The sequence below is a fragment of the Eremococcus coleocola ACS-139-V-Col8 genome, from assembly GCF_000183205.1.
In the GTDB taxonomy this organism is placed as follows: Bacteria; Bacillota; Bacilli; order Lactobacillales; family Aerococcaceae; genus Eremococcus; species Eremococcus coleocola.
The window spans coordinates 64,243-84,996 of the sequence record NZ_AENN01000016.1; the positions used below are offsets into that span (position 1 = coordinate 64,243).

Annotated in this window: 18 protein-coding genes; 1 reads left to right on the forward strand and 17 read right to left on the reverse strand. The window is 40.6% G+C overall.

The genetic code is table 11. The features are described from left to right. From infB to rpsB, 13 genes are all read right to left on the reverse strand, one after another. A complete protein-coding gene (gene infB, locus HMPREF9257_RS06465; protein WP_006418676.1) occupies nt 1-2,346 on the reverse strand; it encodes a translation initiation factor IF-2 in 2,346 nt (781 codons plus the stop codon). Nucleotides 2,347-2,372: 26 nt separating this feature from the next. Continuing rightward, nucleotides 2,373-2,693, reverse strand: a complete 321-nt coding sequence (locus HMPREF9257_RS06470) for a L7Ae/L30e/S12e/Gadd45 family ribosomal protein (protein WP_006418627.1) — start codon at nt 2,691-2,693, stop codon at nt 2,373-2,375. Continuing rightward, entirely contained in the window at nt 2,690-2,989 is a 300-nt protein-coding gene (gene rnpM, locus HMPREF9257_RS06475) for an RNase P modulator RnpM (protein ID WP_006418713.1), read from the reverse strand. Before rnpM ends, HMPREF9257_RS06470 begins: the two co-directional genes overlap by 4 nt. 22 nt (nt 2,990-3,011) lie before the next feature. After that, nucleotides 3,012-4,259, reverse strand: coding sequence for a transcription termination factor NusA (gene nusA, locus HMPREF9257_RS06480; RefSeq protein ID WP_006418621.1), 1,248 nt, complete (start codon nt 4,257-4,259; stop codon nt 3,012-3,014). A gap of 18 nt (nt 4,260-4,277) precedes the next feature. After that, complete coding sequence (rimP, locus tag HMPREF9257_RS06485) at nt 4,278-4,751, reverse strand: ribosome maturation factor RimP (RefSeq protein ID WP_006418632.1); 474 nt, start codon at nt 4,749-4,751, stop codon at nt 4,278-4,280. Between the two features lie 143 nt (nt 4,752-4,894). Beyond that, nucleotides 4,895-9,202, reverse strand: coding sequence for a PolC-type DNA polymerase III (locus tag HMPREF9257_RS06490; protein WP_006418640.1), 4,308 nt, complete (start codon nt 9,200-9,202; stop codon nt 4,895-4,897). A gap of 82 nt (nt 9,203-9,284) precedes the next feature. Next, nucleotides 9,285-10,583, reverse strand: a complete 1,299-nt coding sequence (gene rseP, locus HMPREF9257_RS06495) for an RIP metalloprotease RseP (RefSeq protein WP_006418646.1) — start codon at nt 10,581-10,583, stop codon at nt 9,285-9,287. 100 nt (nt 10,584-10,683) lie between these two features. Beyond that, nucleotides 10,684-11,481 carry a phosphatidate cytidylyltransferase gene (locus tag HMPREF9257_RS06500; protein WP_006418620.1) on the reverse strand — a complete coding sequence of 266 codons (798 nt, stop codon included), beginning with the start codon at nt 11,479-11,481 and terminating at the stop codon, nt 10,684-10,686. 18 nt (nt 11,482-11,499) lie between these two features. Next, nucleotides 11,500-12,225, reverse strand: coding sequence for an undecaprenyl pyrophosphate synthase (locus HMPREF9257_RS06505; protein ID WP_006418613.1), 726 nt, complete (start codon nt 12,223-12,225; stop codon nt 11,500-11,502). A gap of 219 nt (nt 12,226-12,444) precedes the next feature. Beyond that, nucleotides 12,445-13,002: a ribosome recycling factor gene (gene frr / locus HMPREF9257_RS06510; RefSeq protein WP_006418631.1), complete on the reverse strand. Its 558-nt coding sequence runs from the start codon at nt 13,000-13,002 to the stop codon at nt 12,445-12,447. A 214-nt stretch (nt 13,003-13,216) separates the two neighbouring features. Continuing rightward, complete coding sequence (pyrH, locus tag HMPREF9257_RS06515; RefSeq protein WP_006418645.1) at nt 13,217-13,945, reverse strand: UMP kinase; 729 nt, start codon at nt 13,943-13,945, stop codon at nt 13,217-13,219. A gap of 239 nt (nt 13,946-14,184) precedes the next feature. Further along, nucleotides 14,185-15,069 carry a translation elongation factor Ts gene (gene tsf, locus HMPREF9257_RS06520; RefSeq protein ID WP_006418648.1) on the reverse strand — a complete coding sequence of 295 codons (885 nt, stop codon included), beginning with the start codon at nt 15,067-15,069 and terminating at the stop codon, nt 14,185-14,187. Between the two features lie 148 nt (nt 15,070-15,217). Beyond that, nucleotides 15,218-15,988, reverse strand: a complete 771-nt coding sequence (gene rpsB, locus HMPREF9257_RS06525) for a 30S ribosomal protein S2 (RefSeq protein ID WP_006418637.1) — start codon at nt 15,986-15,988, stop codon at nt 15,218-15,220. 190 nt (nt 15,989-16,178) lie between these two features. Between rpsB and HMPREF9257_RS06530 the strand changes: the two genes are divergently transcribed. Then, nucleotides 16,179-17,375 carry an Mbeg1-like protein gene (locus HMPREF9257_RS06530; protein WP_006418708.1) on the forward strand — a complete coding sequence of 399 codons (1,197 nt, stop codon included), beginning with the start codon at nt 16,179-16,181 and terminating at the stop codon, nt 17,373-17,375. A 74-nt stretch (nt 17,376-17,449) separates the two neighbouring features. On the opposite strand, the gene HMPREF9257_RS06535 is transcribed toward HMPREF9257_RS06530, so the two are convergent. From HMPREF9257_RS06535 to HMPREF9257_RS06550, 4 genes are read right to left on the reverse strand one after another with little or no spacing between them, the layout of a single operon-like run. Next, nucleotides 17,450-17,944, reverse strand: a complete 495-nt coding sequence (locus HMPREF9257_RS06535) for a hypothetical protein (RefSeq protein WP_006418709.1) — start codon at nt 17,942-17,944, stop codon at nt 17,450-17,452. A 9-nt stretch (nt 17,945-17,953) separates the two neighbouring features. Further along, nucleotides 17,954-18,955 carry a flotillin-like protein FloA gene (gene floA / locus HMPREF9257_RS06540; protein WP_006418684.1) on the reverse strand — a complete coding sequence of 334 codons (1,002 nt, stop codon included), beginning with the start codon at nt 18,953-18,955 and terminating at the stop codon, nt 17,954-17,956. Further along, the gene (locus tag HMPREF9257_RS06545) at nt 18,945-19,550 is read right to left on the reverse strand and encodes an NfeD family protein (RefSeq protein WP_006418655.1); all 606 of its coding nucleotides are present in this window, start codon (nt 19,548-19,550) and stop codon (nt 18,945-18,947) included. Before HMPREF9257_RS06545 ends, floA begins: the two co-directional genes overlap by 11 nt. Before the next feature lie 31 nt (nt 19,551-19,581). Further along, nucleotides 19,582-20,715 carry an AI-2E family transporter gene (locus HMPREF9257_RS06550; protein WP_006418624.1) on the reverse strand — a complete coding sequence of 378 codons (1,134 nt, stop codon included), beginning with the start codon at nt 20,713-20,715 and terminating at the stop codon, nt 19,582-19,584. Nucleotides 20,716-20,754: the final 39 nt, after the last annotated feature.

A 20,754-nucleotide genomic window follows, 5' to 3' on the forward strand; every position in this document is an offset into this window, starting at 1 on the left:
TTATCGTTTTACTTCGACCATATGGAAGGCTTCAATCACATCATCCACTTTAATATCATTGTAATTTTCAATCATCAAACCACAATCAAAGCCTTTTTTCACTTCACGGACATCATCTTGATACCGTTTCAAGCTAGCAATATCGCCTTCAAAAATTACAATATTATCGCGAATTAAGCGGACTTGACCAGAACGTTCGATGTAGCCATCGGTCACAAATGCCCCAGCAATCGTACCAAGTTTAGAAACCACAAAGGTTTCACGTACCACAGCTTGTCCCGTTACTTCTTCCACGAATTCAGGGTCTAACATACCCTTCATGGCGGTTTCAATTTCTTCAATCACATTGTAAATAACTCGATATGAACGAATATCCACTTCTTCTTGATCTGCTAATTGACGCGCTTGAACTGTTGGACGAACATTGAAGCCAATCACAATGGCACCAGAAGCATTAGCTAAAGTGACATCACTTTCGTTAATCGCACCGACAGCCTTGTGGACAATATTAACTTTAACTCCTTCAACTTCAATCTTTTGTAAAGAAGCAGCAAGAGCTTCAACAGAACCTTGAACGTCCGCCTTAATAATTACATTAACAGACTTCAATTCGCCTTCTTGTAGGCTTTCAAATAAGTTATCAAGAGTGACCTTCTTAGTTGAATTCCGTTGGGCTTCTTGGGCCCGCATGGCTCTTTCTTCACCGGCTGCCCGGGCAGATTTTTCGTCTTCAAAGACAACGAATAAGTCACCCGCTTGAGGGGCATCATTTAGACCTGTGATTTCGACCGGAGTCGCCGGACCAGCTGTCTTAATGCGACGGTTTTTGTCATTGGTCATGGTACGAACGCGGCCGTATGTGTTACCCACTACAATAGGGTCCCCGACTTTAAGGGTACCTTCTTTAACTAGTAAGGTAGCTGTCGCGCCTTGTGACTTATCAAGACGAGCTTCAATTACAGATCCAATAGCCATCCGGTTAGGGTCTGCCTTTAATTCTTGGACTTCTGCCACTAAGAGAATCATTTCTAATAATTCATCTAAGTTCAAGTTCATCTTAGCGGAAATCTCAACAAAGATATTTTCGCCGCCCCAATCTTCTGGAATAATACCGTATTCGGTTAATTCTTGTTTAACTCGGTCTGGATTGGCTGTTGGTTTATCAATCTTATTAACTGCAATAATGATTGGTACATCGGCTGCTTTGGCATGGTTAATGGCTTCGACAGTTTGAGGCATAACCCCATCATCAGCCGCCACAACAATAATAGCAATATCGGTCACATCAGCACCACGCGCCCGCATGGTGGTGAAAGCCTCATGTCCTGGTGTATCTAGGAAGGTTACCGTATTACCATCGACCTCAACTTGGTAGGCTCCGATATGTTGGGTAATTCCGCCGGCTTCGTCAGCCGTTACAGAGGTATGACGTAACTGGTCAAGTAAGGTCGTTTTACCATGGTCAACGTGTCCCATGATCGTAACAACAGGTGGGCGTATTTTTTTAGCTTCTTCTGGAATTTCTTCTTCAAAGTAGAGTTCCAAATCAGACTTATCTACTTCCACTTTTTCAATCGGTTCTACCCCATATTCCATCGCGATTAATTCAATCACATCTTTGGATAAGGCTTGGTTTTGGTTAGCCATAACACCTAACATCATGAGTTTCTTAATAATCTCAGTGGCATCCCGGTGAAATACCTTAGCGATATCTTGAATATTGATCCCTTCTGAGTATTCAAAAGTTTCAGGTAAATCTTTATGTTTCCGTTGAGTAAGACCTTTAGATGGAGTTTGATTATTTTGTTGGTTACCACGACGGCGATTTCCCCGACGACGACGATTAGACCGACCAGAGCCGTTATCCTGGTTATTGTTTCGTTGATTATTATTTCGTTGGTTATTATTTCTTTGATTTGAATTATTTTTTTGAAAATCACCTTGATTGGACTTAGATTGGTCAGCTGTCGGCTTATGATCTTTAACTTGATGCGTCTTATTATCCTTAGCCGCTTCTTTGTTTGCACTGGCTTTAACTGATCCTTGACCCGCCTTAGCTTTAGCTTGTTCTGGTTTAGAAGAAGCTTTTGGCTGAGCTTGAGAGCCCTGTTTTTCTGATTTTGCCTTGTCTACTGGAGTAGCTTTAGCTTTGGAACTAGCTTTTTCTGGTGCTGGTTTGCTTGGTGCTGTTCCTTGAACTAGGTCCTGTAATTTCTTTTGGTTCTCCTCAGAAACTGAAGACATATGGCTAGCAAATTCAATCCCGTTCTTCTTTGCTAAATCTAAGACAGCCTTACTTGTTAGTTTATGTTGTTTCGCGAATTCATAGACACGCATTGACGTCATATAATCACCTTCCTATTAGTCGATTATCATATAGTTTCCTCACTTCCAGTAGTATATGATAAAAATTTCTTAGCCATTCCTCTATCTTGAATACCACAAAGACTGCGGCTTTTACCGATAGCATGACTCAATTGGATTTTATTAAAATGGGTATTTAGTGGTACTTGGTAGGCCTGGCTATACTTTTGATAGCGGTCTAGTGTTTTAACACTGACATCTGAGGCACAAATTAGGACATGAACTTTGCCTTGTTTCAGCGCTTTCTCTACTAATTCGTCTCCTGACACTAATTTGCCTGCTCTTTGGCAGAGGCCTAACATATTTAATTCTTTTTCACTTGCTTTCATAGTAATTCCTGTCTGGCCTTTTGATGGTCTACATATTCATAGAGTTGGTCATAGAAATCGTCTGCAATATTAATGCCGAACACTTTATTAAAAGACTTCTCTTTTCGGGCTTTTTCTGCATACTCAGGCACTAAAGCAATATAAGCGCCGCGACCATTTTTACGACCACTTGGATCAATAAAGACTTCATTGTCTTGTGTTTTTACAATCCGAACCAATTCTTTTTTGGGAAACATTTGACCAGAAACCACACATTTTCGCATGGGAATTTTTTTAGTTTTCTTAGTCTGGGTCATTTCATTTCGCTCCTCAATTAGCTTAGTCTAAAATTTCATCTGACTCAGTAGCTTCTTCATCTTCAATAATATCTTCGAAGTCTGGATTTTCCTCCATATTTTCGACGACTTCGAGTGATTCAGTCACTGGATCTTCTACCATACTAGCATCTGCGGCTAGGACTTCTTGACCTTCCATCATATCGACTTCCTGACTCGTTAGGTCTTGGTTGGCCATTTCTTCTTGGTAAACTTGGAAATCACTTTCTGACTTAATATCAATCTTGTAACCAGTTAAACGGGCAGCTAAACGGGCATTTTGGCCTTTTTTACCGATAGCGAGGGATAATTGATAATCAGGCACTACCACGATACAGTGGTTAGGATTTTCAGGATCATTGAAGACGACATCAATGACTTGTGAAGGGCTCATTGCATTTTTGATAAATTGAGCGGGATCATCATCATACTCAACAATATCAATATTTTCCCCATTAAGTTCGGCCACAATTGTATTAACCCGTTCTCCCCCTGCTCCGACACAGGTACCGATTGGATCGATTTGACTATCTTGAGACCGTACAGCCACCTTAGACCGGTCACCTGCTTCACGAGCAATGGACATGATTTCTACAATCCCGTTGAAAATTTCAGGCACTTCGTTTTCAAAGAGCCGACGTAAGAAGTTAGCATGTGCCCGCGATACAATAATTTGTGGCCCACGATTGGTTTTGTCGACTTTAGAAACATACACTTTCACCCGTTGATCCATGGTTAATTCTTCTGTTGGAATTTGTTCCCGCACTGGCATGACCGCTTCAATCTTGCCTAAGTTTATATAGATAAAGCGATTGTCTTGGCGTTCTACCGTGCCATTCAAAATTTCATCTTCATATTGAATATACTCATCATAAACAATATTGCGTTCTGCTTCCCGTAAGCGTTGCAAAATAACATGCTTGGCTGTTTGGGTTGCAATCCGTCCGAAATCTTTAGGGGTAATTTCAAATTTGATGGTGTCATCTAATTCATAGGCTTTATGAATATCAAGCGCATCACTGAGGGCGATTTCTTCATTAGGATCATTAACTTCTTCCACAACTTTTTTCACTTGGAAGACCTTTATCGTTCCCTTATCCGCATTAAAGACCACTTCCACATTTTGGGATTGGTCATAATTCCGTTTATAAGCTAAAACCAAGGCAGATTCTAAAGCATCTTTGATGACATCTGCAGAGATACCTTTTTCTTCTTCTAATACCTGCATGGCTTGAACTAATTCTTTACTCATTTCTATCTCCTAACCTTATTAAAATTCAATCGCTAGACGCGCTTTAGCAACCGCCTTCTTATCAATTTCAAGTTCTTTGCGACGGGTCTTGTCTTTGACTTCAATACGATAAAGTGTATCTTCCACAGCTAGCAAGTTGCCTTCATGGAATTTCTCACCATATTGGGGTACATAATAGTCAAAATGAACATATTCGCCCACTGCCGCCTCAATATCAGCCGCTGTCTTCAAAGGACGTTCAGCTCCTGGTGAAGAAACTTCTAAATAATAAGACTTAGGAAAAGGATCTGGTTTGATTAAATCGAGCGCCTCACTTAACTTCTCACTGATAAAAGCACAGTCATCTAAGTCAATCCCGCCGTCTTTATCGGCGTATACTCTAAGATACCAATTAGGACCTTCTTTAAGATATTCTAAATCAACTAACCGACAATCATTGGCTGCAACCGTCTCTTCAATAATGGGTCTTACTTTTTCTAAAACAGTACTCATTCTTCACCTCTCACCTTATAAACATAAAACAGCGAGCGGTAACCCGCTCACTGCCTCTCAGTCACTATTTACTATCATAAATATACCATACTTTATTAGAAAAGACAAGCAAAGCCGCTTGCGCAGCAGGTTAAATAAGCTAGCTAGAAAAGACTCAATTGATCTTCGTCTGGCAAGTGATTAATAATCCCTTGTTCGGTCATATAATCGATTAAGGATTTAGACACCTTACCCCGTTTACTTAAATCTTCTTTAGATAAAAAGCTAGCTTCGCTCCGGGCCTGCACAATCTGGTCGGCCACTGACGCTCCCAAACCAGGAATCGTTTTAAAAGGTGGAATCAGACTATCGCTTTCAATGACATAATTACGGGCTTGTGATTTTTCTAAATCGACCATTTTAAAATGATAACCCCGTTCTAGCATTTCGTTGGCAATATATAATTCTACAATTAATTCCTTTTCTTTATTTGAAGCGTCATTGCCTTTTTCGTTAATTTCTTTAATCCGTCGTTTGACCATTTCCTTACCTTGGTACATGGCAACAATATCCACATCTTTAGCCCGGACAGAGAAATAGGCACAATAATAATACAGAGGATGGTGTACCTTAAAATAAGCAACCCGTAAAGCCATTAGTACATAAGCCGCTGCATGGGCTTTAGGGAACATATACTTAATTTTAAGACAGGAATCAATATACCACTCAGGTACCTTGGCCTCCCGCATTTTATCTTGCCAATCATCCGGAATGCCCTTGCCCTTTCGGACATGTTCCATAATCTTAAAGGCCAAGGCTTCCTCCATGCCCCATTGAATTAAGGTCACCATAATATCATCCCGACAACCAATTACTTTAGCTAGAGGCACGACATTATTCTTAATCAATTCTTGGGCATTGCCTAACCAAACATCGGTACCATGAGACAAACCAGAAATTTGTAGTAACTCGGCAAACGTCTTAGGTTTAGTTTCTGAAACCATCCCTCGGACAAAGTTAGTCCCAAATTCAGGAATCCCTAAAGTCCCCGTATCTGAATAGATTTGTTCTGGAGTGACCCCTAAAATTTCAGTCCCAGAGAAAAGCTTCATCACATCGGCGTCATCCGTTGGAATGGTGGTTGGATCGATACCCGATAAGTCTTGGAGCATCCGAATAACGGTCGGATCATCGTGTCCGAGGATATCGAGTTTCAAGACATTGGCATCAATCGAGTGGAAATCAAAATGGGTGGTCCGCCAGTCAGCCGAAGAATCATCGGCCGGATACTGGATTGGGGTAAAGTCATAGACATCCATATAATCTGGAATTACGATAATCCCGCCCGGGTGTTGTCCGGTCGTCCGCCGCACCCCTTCAATTCCATAAGCTAGGCGTTCTTTTTCTGCTTGGGGTAATTGGTGGCCCACTGATTCTATATAACCCCGGACATAACCTAAAGCCGTTTTGGCCGCAACTGTACCAATCGTACCCGCCTTATACACATAATCTTCACCAAAGAGGACCTTGGTATAAGCATGAGCTTGTGCCTGGTAATCACCCGAGAAGTTCAAATCGATATCGGGCACCTTATCGCCATTGAAACCGAGGAAAGTCTCGAAGGGAATATCATGACCGTCTTTGGCCAATTGGGCACCACACTTAGGACATGCCTTATTCGGCAAGTCAAAGCCAGACCCATATTCTCCTTGGGTATAAAATTCTGAATACTGACAATTAGGACAATGATAATGGGGGGCTAAGGGGTTGACCTCAGTAATCCCTGTAAATGTCGCGACCAAACTTGACCCGACTGACCCACGCGAGCCAACCAGATAACCGTCTTGATTGGATTTATGTACCAATTTTTGAGCAATCAAGTACATAATCGCAAAGCCATTATTAATGATAGAATTTAATTCTTTTTCAATACGTTTTTCAACAATTTCAGGTAAGTCTTGGCCGTACAATTCATGGGCCCGTTGATAGGTTAGCTGGGTAATTTCATCCTCAGCTCCTTCAATCCGGGGAGCATACAGTTCGTCTTTGACTACTTTGATTGTTTCAATTGAATCAGCAATTGCTTGTGAGTTAGTCACTACCACTTCATAGGCAATCTCTTCGCCTAAAAAAGCAAATTCATCCAGCATTTCATCCGTGGTCCGGAAGTGAACTTGGGGTAATACCAAGTCACGTGACTGGTTAATTTTTAAAGAACGTTGGACAACCTCCCGGTAGATGGCATCTTTTTCATCTAAATAATGAACATTACCGGTTGCAACCACCGGTTTATTTAATTCCTTGCCCATCCGGTAAAGATTAGCAATGATTTCTTCTAATTCTTTTTCCGAGTGAATATTTTCATCATGTAAAAGAGGTAAATAGGCACCCTTCGGCATGATTTCAATGAAGTCATAGTATTTGGCTAATTCCTTGGCTTCATCGTATCCCTTCTGCATCATGGCAGTAAAGACTTCCCCTTCGGAACATGCCGTTCCTACTAATAAGTGCTGACGGTATTTATTCAAAATTGACCGCGGCACCCGAGGGACCCGATGATAATAGTGGATATTTGATTCTGAAACCAAACGGAATAAATCCTTAAGCCCATCTTGTTCCTTAACTAAGAGGGTGGCATGCATCGGGCGGGCTTGCTTAAAGGCATCCCCTTGCCCCAATTGATTATTTAACTGGTGATGATATTCCATCCCAAAATCAGCCAGCGCTTGATCAAGCAGTTTATACATCAAATAACCGGTAGTCTCTGAATCATAAACAGCCCGGTGGTGTTGTTCAAGATTAACCCCATAGCGTTTAGCCAGGGTATTTAAGCGGTGGGATTTCAAATGCGGATTAACCATCCGCGATAATTCTAGGGTATCAATCACGGGCAGAGGGGTATTTTCAATGCCTATTCGTTCATACCCCTTATTGAGGAAGCCGATATCAAAGGAAGCATTATGGGCTACTAAGATTGTATTTTGAGAAAAATCATAAAAATCTTTTAAGACCACATCTTCTTGGGGAGCATCCTCGACCATGGCATTGGTAATCCCAGTCAATTCCGTCGTAAAAGAGGAGAGGGGTTGGTTAGGATTGATAAAGGCCTCGAAGGTATCGATTACTTGACCTTCTTTCATCTTAACTGCCGCTAACTCAATAATCTTGTCGTAGACGGAGGATAAACCTGTCGTTTCCACGTCAAAAACTACATAGGTCGCTTCTTTTAAGGCGATTTCTTTCGGGTTATAAGCTACCGGTTCACCATCATTGACCAAGTAAGCTTCGACCCCATAAATGACTTTAATATTATTATCTTGGGCCGCATGATAGGCTTCTGGAAAAGCTTGGACAGTTGCATGGTCAGTAATAGCAACTGCCGGATGGCCCCAGGCTGCCGCTTGTTTAATAATATCCTTAGCTGAATTGGTCGCATCTAAGGTCGACATTTGGGTATGGGCATGCAACTCGACCCGTTTTTGTCCGTCAGGTGCCTTATCTTGACGTTTGGCCTTCTTAATTAGGCGAATGGAACGCGGTCTTAAGTATAATTCGGAGGAGAAGTTATCTGGGATCATATCCCCTTCCAGGCGGACCCAATCGCCCACATTATAGAGATCAAATTGTTCTACCTTAATCCGTTTCCCTGACAATAGTTTAACCTGTACAGAAGATGTATAGTCGGTAATCATCATGACACATAGCGTCGCACCTGACCGCAGGTTAATTAACTCTTTCTTAAAGATATAACCTTCAGTGACAGACCGATATTGGTGGTTTTCCAAATCGATAATTGGGATAATTTCTGCATCCTTGGGAATATCCCGACCAATATCTTGGCGGTCGGCCGCCGCTTCTTCTTGGGCCACCTGTTCCTGCCGTTTTTCTTGGGCCTCAAGCGCTGCGACTAGAGATTCCTGTTCCGCTTGTTCCTGAAGCTCCATAAAATGCTCCACTTGTTGATTCTGTAAAGCTTGATCGACAAAATACTTGATTTCTAAGTTGTCAATGGCGACCTGGTGGAGACGCTGTTTGAATAAGGCATCATACTTACCCTTCACCGTTTCTAATTGAGCTTGGCCGGGTAAGGCAATCGCTAAGACCCCCGCTTCATAAGAGAAGTTGGCATGGGCAAGGGCTGCTTTAATTATTGGCTTTTCTCTACCTAAGACAGAATAGACGGCAAACCAATAGTGTTGGAGTAAGTCATCATCCAAGTTATCTTGGGCAAAGGCCCAGTGAATTTCAATACTTGCGATACCCTGGAAGGCATCTAACATATGGGCGTGAAATATTTGATAGACTTCCGGATGAACTCTTTGGGGACTGCGCAAATAAAAATGCCAGTCACCTTGGTTGGCAATCACATCAACCCGTTCGAGTTCTACATCTTCTAGTTGTTGTAAGATATTCTCTTCCTTAATTTGAAGCTGTTGTAATAAAACTTCAAATAAATGTCGCTTATCTCTCATGTTTGCCTCCATTTGTACAGTATAAAAGGACAAATTAGATTCCCGGGGAATCGATCACTTGTCCCTTTATTATTTGTTTAGCTTAATTAAAAAATGCGCGTTGAATGTCATTCCAAGTGACCGCAATCATAAAGACAAAAAGGATAAAGACCCCTACCAGGGTAATAATGCCTTCTTTTGATTGGCTTAGCGGTTTACCTCGGACCGCCTCTACTAGGTTAAGGAGGATCTTGCCCCCATCCAAGGCTGGAATTGGTAATAGATTAAAGACGCCTAAGTTGGCAGATATATAAGCCATAAATGATAAAATCGTTGTAAAACCATAGGAGACAACCTGGTTAGTCATTTGCGCCATCGCAATTGGTCCGCCAAAATTATCAAGCTTAAAACCAGAGACTAACATAGAGCCTAGAACTCCAAAAATCCCAGTCACAACCGCCCAAGTTTGGGTAAAACCATAGGTTAAACGGGCGCCTAAAGAAGAATCATAACTTACATTAGACTTTTGCATAATCCCAATGACTAAGCGGTTTGGGTCGCCCCCATCATTGTCCGCCTTTTCAGGCGTTAATTGGACTTGGACATCCTTACCCGCCCTTTCAACCGTAAGGCTTAATTCTTTGGCACCATTGTCTTGAATAGTTTGGGTCAATTGCTCCCAAGTCTCAATGGTTTGGCCGTTAATGGCCTTAATCTCATCATCTGCTTGTAAGCCAGCCGCAGCTGCCGGTGAATTCTGTGATACTTGACCCACAACTGGTTGACTCTCTCCACTGGTAGTCCCCACTGGCACACCTGGTAATAAAAAGGCAATAAGCGTATAAATTAAAATTGAAAGAATAAAGTTGTTTAAAGGGCCCGCCATATTTGTTAGAAACTTATGCCACACTGAAGCAGACTCATAACGCATGCTCCGAGGAGCTAGAGGAATCTTGGTGCCATCTTCTTCAACGAGCAGGGCTTGGTCAGACACGGAATAAGTTTGCATTACATCTTGGCCCACCGGAATCGCTTCGATCGTTAAGTCATCCAAGAGGTCAAAATCATTGATCCGGACGGGTAATTCATCTTGACCACTCTTTTTGGACTTATTAATCAAAGTCACTTGATTTTGGTCATTAAAAGCTAGAGAAACTTCCATCCCCGCTTGTAGGTCTTCCTCTTCATTTAATCCCGCTAGCCGGACATAGCCCCCTAAAGGTAACATCCGAATAGTATAAGCTGTATGGTCTTTACCTTGGTGGGCAAATAATTTTGGACCCATTCCAATTGAAAACTCACGGACACGAATTCCTGCCCGTCGCGCAAAATAAAAATGGCCAAATTCATGGATTACAACAATAATTGAAAAGATTAATAAAAATACTAATAGTGTTTTCATGGACACACACTTTCTAATCACTTGAGCCATTTTCGCTCAGACTTTAATTAATTACAGAATATATTTTACACTAGTTGGTTTTTGAACCAAGTTAGCTAGACTAGTGCATTAAATTCATCCACACCATCATCAAAATTGATGCAAATAGGGTTGAATCAAACCGGTCTAAAAAACCTCCATGACCTGGTAGAATTTTACCAGAATCTTTGACATTATAATGACGTTTGTAGGCTGATTCCACTAAATCTCCTAATTGACCAAAAATCGAAATCAGGATGATTAAAATAGGAATATACTGCATTTGACTATGGTTTACTGGGAAAATCCATAGAAATAAGAGTGACACCAATAAAGAGGTTGCAGTTCCTCCCACCATACCCTCAACGGTTTTCTTGGGTGAGATTTCAGGCGCTAATAAGTGTTTTCCAAATTTACGCCCGACTAAGTATGCACCAATATCCGTTGACCAAATCACGACAAACACGAAAGCTAAGGTAGCTAGGCCCATATCACGTATAATGATTAAATAACGGAAGCCAGACCCAATGTAAAGTGCCCCTAATATCAAAATAGCCGCTTGAGTAAAATTAAAGGTGCGATGTTTGAAGACACTTAAGACTAACAACAACAAACAACATAAATAGAAAAATAAAGAAGTGTCTAATCGGTGACTTAGTAAAACCTTTGTGTAATATTGGGGTAAAAGCATGGAAAGTAATGCAATTGAAGATATTACACCAATCAAAGATAAGTATTGTATTTGAGCCATTCGGGCTAATTCATAAAGTGATACTAAACCAATCACAGCAATAGCAAAGGCAAAATAACCCTGCCCTAAAATAATAAAGGGTAAGAAAATAGCCAAGCCAAGCAAAGCTGAACGAACTCTGACTTTCATATAACTCCCCCTTATCTTTTAAAGTACTTTACCATAACGACGTTGCCTTTGACCATATTCTTGAATTGCCAAATCTAAAGCCTCGGCATCAAAATCCGGCCAAAGAGTATTGGTAAAATAAAATTCGCTATAAGCCACTTGCCATAAGAGAAAATTAGATAACCGTTCCTCACCACTCGTCCGAATCATTAAATCTGGTTGGGCATAAGCTCCTAACTTAGCTGACATTAGGTGTTGCTCGATATAAGTTTCATCCACCTGGTCTGCTTGGATTCGTCCAGCTTGAATTTCTTGACCAATGGCTTGCATTGCTTTAGTAATTTCTTGACGTCCGCCATAATTGATAAGAAAATTCAAGATCAAACCCGTATTATGCTTGGTTTGGTCTAAGGCAGTTTCAATAATTTCTCTAGTTGCACTTGGCAAGGTAGATAAATCACCCATAACTTCTAATTTAACCCCCTCTTCCATCAACTCAGGAAGATAGGTTTTAAAAAACTCCTTGGGTAAATCCATTAAGAACTTAACTTCTTTTTCAGGACGACCCCAATTTTCAGTTGAAAAAGCATACAGTGAAAGAACCTTAATTCCTAATTGATTGGCACGTTTCGCCACTTTCTTAATCGTCTGAGCTCCTTGATGGTGGCCAGCAACCCGCGGCAGCAAACGTTTCTTTGCCCAACGCCCATTGCCATCCATGATAATGGCCACATGGTTGGGAATTGCTTTAAATTTATTATCCATAAGACTCTCCTTCTTACTACACTTAGAATCTATTATACTTAAAGCATATTGTTTTTTCTAGCCATTTTACATTTTCTTAAAGAAGACTATGAGCTGGGCCATCTAACCATTAGCAAAAGATCTAATTAGACAAAAAAACAAACAAGATAAACCATGACTTTCTGCTCAATATAAGCGTAATCTGAATGGTATCCTGTTTGTCGCTTAGGAAGTAAATTCCTAATTATTCATAATTTCATCTTCTTTAGCCTTAGCTAAAGCATCTAATTCTTTAACCTTTTCATCAGTGATCGCTTGGATTTGTTTTTCATAATCTTTCACATCATCTTCAGTTAATTCATTATTCTTTTCTAATTTTTTAGCCGCATCAATTTGATCACGACGAATATTACGGATTGAGATTTTAGCAGTTTCGTTTTCTTTACCGACAACTTTCACCAATTCTTCCCGTCGCTCTTTAGTCAAGGCTGGAATAACTAGGCGAATCACATCTCCATCTGAGGTCGGGTTAATCCCTACATCAGATTGTAAAATGGCTTTTTCAATCTCGGTGGTTGACGATTTATCATAAGGTGTCACCAAAAGCATCCGTGCTTCTGGCACAGTAATACTAGCTAATTGATTTAATGGTGTTGGTACTCCATAATAAGTGACTTGAATCCGATCTAAGATACTTGCATTGGCAACACCTGCACGGATAGAAGCTAATTCTCGTGAGAAAGCTTCGACAGATTTGGCCATGCGGTCTTTCGTTTCTTTTAAAATTGTATCTGCCATAATGACATCCTCCTGCTTTATTTATCAATTAATTATAACATAAAAAATCTGTTAAGACAAAATGATGTTCTAGCAATCGCCGACGAATTTTTCAGATTGTTTTGATTGAATCTCATTTCCTGGCTAACTATTCTTTTTGTCTCACTTAACAGCTTAGCTTGTAAAAAAAGAGTTGAGCCAAGGCCCAACTCTAAAATACTATTCTGTTTTGTACTTAGTGGCCACGGACAATCGTTCCAATATTTTCACCTTTAACGACCCGTACAATATTACCGGGTTCATTAAGATTAAAGACAATTAAAGGAATATCATTATCCATTGATAATGAGGATGCAGTTGAATCCATAACTTTTAAGCCTTTAGCAATTACATCTAAGTGAGTCAAGTTATCATATTTAGTGGCGTTTGCATCAACATTAGGATCGGCATTGTAAACACCATCCACATTATTCTTAGCCATCAAAATTACATCGGCATCAATTTCAGCAGCACGTAGAGCTGCTGTGGTATCAGTCGTGAAGTATGGGTTACCTGTTCCGCCTGCGAAAATAACCACCCGGCCTTTTTCTAAGTGGCGGGTTGCCTTACGCCGAATATAAGGTTCAGCAATTTGGCGCATTTCAATTGAAGTTTGAACTCGAGTTGGCACACCTGCATTTTCAAGCACATCTTGCAAGGCTAAGGCATTCATAACAGTCGCTAACATACCCATATAATCAGCTTGAGCGCGTTCCATACCCATTTCTTGGCCAATATTGCCCCGCCAGATATTACCGCCACCCACAACGATACAAATTTCCGTACCTAATTCATATACTTTTTTTAATTCAGCTACCATCGTCTTAATTGTAGCAGGGTCAATCCCAAAACCTTTTTCTCCAGCAATGGCTTCGCCACTCAGTTTTAAGACGATGCGTTTATATTTAATCGCTTCGTTTGTCATAAGTTTTCCTTTCTTAAGGTCATGCTTTTATAAAAGAAGACTGTGCAAAAAGCATCGGTTGCTACAGTTATTTATAAAAACATCTACTTAAACGCAGTAGCCGATTGGATGAAACTTCGGTGCTCTGCTCTTGTTTCGTCCTAATCGGCTGTGCGGGGGCGGGCAGACAAATTGAAAATCTGATAATTTCAACTTTGGCCCGCTCCCAAAAAGGCCCCCGTAGGGGCCAAAGTTAAAAATTATTTTTTCATTTGAGCTGCAACTTCATCTGCGAAGTTGTCTTGACGTTTTTCAATACCTTCGCCCACTTGGAAACGAACGAATGAATCAATTTGACCGCCACCATTAGCTGTTACATATTTAGAAACAGATAAGTCTGGTTCTTTAATGAAATCTTGTTCAGTTAATGAGATTTCGGCTAAGAATTTATGCATCCGACCTTGAACCATTTTTTCAACGATATTGGCTGGTTTCCCTTCAGCTAAAGATTTTTCAGTTTGAACTTGTTTTTCATGTTCATATACTTCAGCATCTACTTGATCAGGATTTACATAACGAGGGTTGATGGCAGCCACGTGCATTGCGACATCTTTAGCAACCGCTTCATTGCTAGCGCCAGTGATTTTAACGATAGCAGAAATTGAACCACCCGCATGAACGTATTCACCAAAAACATCAGCATCTTCTTTAGTTAAAACTGCGAAACGACGGAAGTCTAATTTTTCACCGATAACTGTCGTAGCTTCAGTCACAATGGTATCAATGGTTTTACCATCAATTTCAATTGCTTTAGCTGCTTCAATGTCAGCAGGTTTATTTTCAGCGACTGCTTTAACAATGGTAGCTACTAGGTCTTGGAATTTTTCATTCTTAGATACGAAGTCTGTTTCTGAGTTAACTTCAACGATTGCAGCAGTATTGCCGTCAACATAAGTAGCAGTTAAACCTTCAGCTGCAATACGGTCAGCTTTCTTTGCAGCTTTAGCTAGACCTTTAGTCCGTAGGAAATCTACGGCTGCATCCATATCGCCATCAGTTTCAACTAAGGCATTCTTAGCATCCATCATACCTACACCGGTCATATCACGTAATTCTTTAACTTGTTTTGCAGAAATTTTTGACATTAAAATACTTCCTCCTTATATCCTTCTGTAGCATATTATAACAAAGACAATAGTCAGTGACCATTCTTTTAAAATAAAAAAGCTATCTTAACACAGGCGTAGGCAGAACCCGTGATCAACCCTGTATTAAGATAGTTTGATTAATTAATTATTCAGCATCTGCTGTTTCTTCTTTTTCGAATAAGTTGTCGAAGAATTCTTTATCAGAAGCTTCTTCTTCAGTACTTTCTTCAGCTTGACCTTGGTTAGATTCGATTACGGCTTCAGCCATAGTGTTAGCAATCAATTTGATTGCGCGGATTGCGTCATCGTTTGATGGGATAACAGCATCGATTTCATCTGGATCACAGTTAGTATCAACCATAGCTACCACTGGGATATTTAAGGTATGAGCTTCTTTAACTGCAATTTGTTCTTTACGAGGGTCAACCACAAAGATTACATCTGGAATCCGTGGCATATCTTTGATACCACCTAAGTTTTGTTCAAGACGAGCTAATTCTTTACGTAATTGAAGCACTTCTTTCTTAGGAAGTAAATCAAACGTGCCATCTTCTTCCATCTTTTCGATTGATTTAAGACGACGAATTGATTGTTGGATAGTTTCCCAGTTAGTTAATAAACCACCTAACCAACGATGGTTAATGTAGTATTGACCTGAGCGTTCAGCGGCTTCTTGGATAGCTTGTTGAGCTTGTTTCTTAGTCCCAACAAAAAGTACGACACCACCATCAGCTGAGTTGTCACGCATAAAGTTATATGCTTGATCCACTAACTTCACTGTTTTTTGTAAGTCAATGATATAGATACCGTTACGTTCAGTAAAGATATACTTTTTCATTTTAGGGTTCCAACGACGTGTTTGATGTCCAAAGTGAACACCAGCTTCAAGCAATTGTTTCATAGAAATTACTGCCATTTTTTCATTCCTCCATTTGGTTTTTTTCCTCCGCTTATCGCATAAAAGACCTAGACTCCCGTGAGAAGCACCCTAGAACTTAACCATAAGCGTGTGTATTGGCCATAAGACCGCTTTTTATTGTACAATAGTCCTAACCAGATATCAAGTCTTTCACCCGATTTATTATTTTACCTCAAAGGAGTTGCTTATGGACATCATTAATCATTATCTCAAAGACTGGGGTACAGATACCTTCTGGCAAAGACCCTTGAATGACCTGGATATCGTTGCACTCAATGAATTAGTCTATCTCCCCTTCAATCTCTACTTCCAACAAAAAGATCGTTGGACCCTAATCGATCTTTGCCATGCCTTCAATCTAAACGAAAGTGTCCATATTGTAGATAATCCTTTCTTAACCACGCCGGACCGGCTCAAGCTGTTTTATACACTAGCTAATAGCCCTCGCTTTTCCAACATAATTTGTCAAAATTTCACCGAAGTCATTGACCCAGACAGAGAAATGCAGTTTTGTGCCATGACCTTCCAATTAAAAGAAGATTTAAGTCTCATTTCCTACCGTGGCACTGACGATACCCTGATTGGTTGGAAAGAAGATTTAAAAATGGCCTACCAGGAAACTGTCCCAGCGCAACTGGCGGCCCGGGATTATTTTGAAAATTTTGCCCAAAGCCACAGTCATGGAAAATATATCTTAGTTGGCCACTCAAAAGGTGGCAATCTTGCCCTCTTTGCAGCGGTCTTCTCCAAACAATATTATCAAGACCGTATCCAATCCATTTATTGTTTAGATAGTCCCGGTTTACAAGCTATTATTTTAAAGAGCCAAGCTTATAAGCGGGTACGCCGCAAAATCAAACGCATTGTCCCAGAAGACTCCTTAGTTGGTTATATGCTTTTTCATGACTGTCATCCCACCATTATAAAAAGTCATCAACGAGGGTTTTCCCAACACGATTGTAAACTTTGGCGGGTTCAAGACCAAGCCTTTATCCCTTGTCCAAAAAATTCACGGTTAAGTCAGATAATGGACCAAGCCTTAAAAATTTGGGTTGATCAAGTTCCGAATGAAGATCTAGATTTTTTTGTTGAACACCTCTTCCAACTACTCGACCAAATGAAATATACCACCCTCAATGATCTGGAAAAAGAAAAGTCTATCCGTGATTTTCTCCATAAATTAAGAGGAGTGTTTGGTAAATCTGACCCAGAAACCCGCCGCAAATTAGAAGGTATCACGGGGCAACTCCTCAAAGCTTGGCACCAAAGTAGTCACCAATGGAATCTTGCTGCCTACCAAACCTGGAAAAGTAATCTAGCTTGGGACTTGTCAAAATCTAATTTAGAAGAGTTCTTTGCCCAATTTAATTTTCTGCAAAAATAAGCCAAACAGAAAAGGACTGAACTTTTTTCGTTCAGTCCTTTCCTGTTTGATTTGGCTTTTTATATTTAATCCACTTAAAACCGTTTAGACCGCTTTGCAAGCGGTGGATTTAAAATTTCAGACCAAATCACTGCCTGTTGGATATTAGCAACCTGTTTTTTCCGTTTAACCGCCACCGGCTTAACCGGACTTTTTGCACTCAGCTGTGGCTTTTTTTCCAACTGCTTAAGCTCACGCTTGGCCTTATGAACCTTTTGTGACACCTTTATCTTGAGGTCTTGGTCTAGGAGGTCATCCACTTGAGCCATTAAATCCTTGGATTCCGCTAAATCCAAATCTAATAACTGATCAACCTCTTTAAAAAGTGCATCCCGATGTTTTGCCTTAATATCATTTAAAGCAGGGGCTAGATTTGTTTTGGCTTTTTTTTGACTAAGATTAATTAACTCTTGTCTTAACGTCTGTTTGGGTGAACGTGACGCAGCCACTTGGCGTTTATACTCCTCTTGTAAAGCATCTAACTGGACATTTGCTTGATCGATCAAGTCTTTAAATCTGTCAAAAAGCATTCCTCTCACCTACTCTTGGATTTGTTGGGTACTGTCAGAATCAGTATCCGTTCCATTTTCAGCAATTGCTTCCCGCATCTTTGTATCAGATTGAATATTCTTAAGGTTATAATAATCCATCACACCTAAGTTTCCTGCCCGGAAAGCCTCTGCTAAGGCAAGCGGCACTTCAGATTCGGCTTCAACGACCCTAGCCCGCATCCGTTGGACTTCGGCAATCATTTCTTGTTCTTCAGCCACTGCAAAAGCCCGACGTTCTTCTGCTTTAGCTTGAGCTACATTCTTATCAGCCACCGCTTGGTCTGCTTGTAATTTAGCCCCAATATTCCGGCCGACATCAACATCCGCAATATCGATGGATAGGATTTCAAAGGCTGTACCAGAGTCTAAGCCTTTACGCAAGATAGTTTGGGAAATTGAATCGGGATTTTCTAAAACAACCGAATGAGTTTCGGCCGAACCAACCGTGGTAACAATACCTTCACCAACCCGGGCAATAATTGTTTCTTCACCTGCCCCACCGACTAATCGTTCGATGTTAGCACGAACCGTTACTTTAGCCTTGGCCTTTACTTCGATCCCATTACGAGCCACCCCAGCAATAATTGGGGTTTCAATCACCTTAGGGTTTACCGATACTTGGACGGCCTCAAAAACATTCCGTCCTGCCAAATCAATGGCTGCTGCTTGTTCAAATTCTAGGTCAATATTTGCACGTTGCGCCGCAATTAATGAATCGACAACTTGGTTAATGTTCCCACCGGCTAGGTAATGAGCTTCTAACTGGTTGGTATTTAGACTCAAGCCTGCCTTGGTGGCTTTAATCAAGGGTTGAACAATTATGGCTGGTGAAACACGCCGGATCCGCATCCCAATCAAATCACCAATTCCTATCTTTACACCAGAGAAAAAGGCGGTAATCCACAAGCCTACAGGCACAAAGTGGAAAAATAAAATCAATAAAAATAAGATAAGGACTAAAACGACAGCTAACCCAATATTAATATCCATCTTCTACTTCCTTCCTTACATAAATCTGCGCACCAGAAACTTTGACCACTCGAACCCACTCGCCTGCGCGAATTAAATCTTCTTGACTAATGGCCTGACGAAAATCCCCAGAGAAATCTACCCGCCCGACGGGACGAAGATCATTAAGAACCCGACCACGAGCTCCTATCAAATTACTTAAATCATCGTGACTGGAATAACCAGATTTTTGGTTCAAGCTCAGGTTTAAAACTAAGCTGCCCGCCATGACTGGTTCCTTACCACCCCTTAAGTAAGCGTAGATAAGAAAACCAGCAAAGATTAAAGCAAGCACCATTAGGGTCAAAAAGTATTCAAGGGTCAACAGCGATTGGTATAATCCAAAGCCAGCTAAAATTAAGCCTGCAAAGCCGAGGAGGCCGGCTGTAGGTGTGAATAATTCTAAGACAAGGACAAAAATCCCAGCGACAAAAAATAAATAATCACTCCAGCCATTCTGCCAAACTTCAAAAAATACGGCAAAACTAACTAGGGATAAAATACCAAAAAGCCATGAGGGGCGAATAAAAATTGCGGTTACCACAAGTAATATTCCGAGAAAGAAAAAAAATAACATAGGTCTCTCCTCTCAAGTACTTTTAGACAATTTATTTTATCGGTTGCATTTGCGCTTCACGATAAGCCACATCATTTTTAATCAAGGTATACAAGGTAGAAGTAATTGGTACGGCGAAAAGCATTCCCACAATTCCAAATAAACCACCGCCAACTGTGACAGCCACTAATATCCATAAGGCAGGTAGACCTAGTTTACCGCCAACTACTTTTGGATAAATAATATTACCCTCGATTTGTTGTAACACTATAATGAAAACCAGAAAGGCTAAGCCCTGTAAAGGAGACTGAACTGAGATTAAGAGAAAACCAACTATCCCAGAAATATAGGCACCTAGAACAGGAATCACCGCTGTCACACCCGTTAAGGCTCCAATCATACTTGGATAGGGAAAACGGAAAATCATCATCCCAATTGATACTAGCGACCCAATAATGAGGGCTTCAATTAATTGTCCTCCGATAAAACCTGTAAAAGACCGGTTGGCTACGTCTAAGACATAATGGAGACGACGACACCAGGTTGCTGGTAGGTAAGCTTGGCCTAAGCGCTTAAATTGTTCAGCCAACTTCTCTTTAGAAAGGAGAATATAAATAGCTAACATAAGAGCTAAGATTCCATTCACGATTCCACTTAAAGTCGTAGTAATCGTCGCTAAAGTCCCGCCAATGAGATTTTGTGAAAGATTATTTAAGAATCCTACCAAACGGCCCGTAATATTTTGAATGTCAAAATTTTCGGCGGCTTGTGCCAAGGGTGGGAAGAAATCCTCATGGTCGACAATAAAACTTTGAACTTGGTTGACCAACTTAGGAATCGCATTGACGATTTCTAAGACGACCGACACTAATTGCGGAATCACCAGATTTAGGACAAAAACCAAAACAAGCAGCACGGTAATAATCGCCAAGAATAAGGAGACCGGACGCCGGGTCTTTTTAACCCATTTTGCATCCGATTCTGTAAAATAAATTTTCTCAATTTGCTTCATAATAATATTTAAAATAAAGGCCAGGACCCCACCAATAAAAATTGGTTTGAGGACACTCAAAGCAGTACGGAAAAAAGCAAGAATTACTTGATGGTTAAGTAAAATTAAGATAATAAAAGCAATAAAAATAATATATTTAATTAATAGTCGGTCGAGCCGATCATCTTTTTTCATAAGGCAACTCCCTTCAAAAATATTATAACATCAAAGTTA